The 640-nt window shown below is 68.6% G+C and carries 1 protein-coding gene; it reads right to left on the bottom strand.

All coding sequences use genetic code 11. The features are described 5' to 3' along the window. A partial coding sequence (locus tag ACPYOI_RS35855; RefSeq protein ID WP_481424144.1) for a putative Ig domain-containing protein occupies positions 1–640 on the bottom strand: 640 nt, incomplete at both ends.

Raw genomic sequence — 640 nt, 5'->3', positions numbered from 1 at the left:
CCGAGATCGGTCGCCGTCACCTTGATGCCGGACGTGCCGGCTGTCGTCGGCGTGCCGCTGAAGGTCCGCGTCGCCTGGTTGAAGCTCAGCCAGGCGGGAAGCGACGAGCCGTCGTCGGCGGTTGCCGTATAGGCGAGCGTTTCGCCGCTGTCGACATCGGTGAAGGTGCTGGCCGGCAGCACAAACGAAAAGGCCGTGCCGACGGTGGCGTTCTGGGTGGCGGTCTGGGCCGCGAGCACCGGCGCGTCGTTGGCGCCGTGGATGGTGACGGTCAGCGTGGCCGCGGCGGTGGCGCCGGCAGTGTCACGCATGGTGTAGCTGAAGGCATCGCTCAGCGTATTGGTGGACTGCCGCAACGCCTGCACGGCGGTATTGTTCTCGTTGATGGCATAGGTATAGGCGCCCGACGCATTGAGCACGAGACTGCCATACGTGCCGTTGAGGGCGGTGCCGAGCGTGCCGGCCGTCGCGCCGAAGCTGACCGCGCTGACGGTCTTGGTGTCGCCGGCATCCGGATCGGTGTCGTTGGCGAGCACGTTGCCGCTGGCGCCCACGCCGCCCGAACCGTTGGCGGTACCGCCCTTCTCGGTCGCATCCCCCGCATCGGCAACCGCCGTCGGCGTCGTGTTGCCTGAGGTCG

Source organism: Rhizobium sp. SVR5-2C, assembly GCF_056755115.1.
Note: the sequence above shows the minus strand (reverse complement) of the source record. Positions and strands in the feature narration are given on the sequence as shown.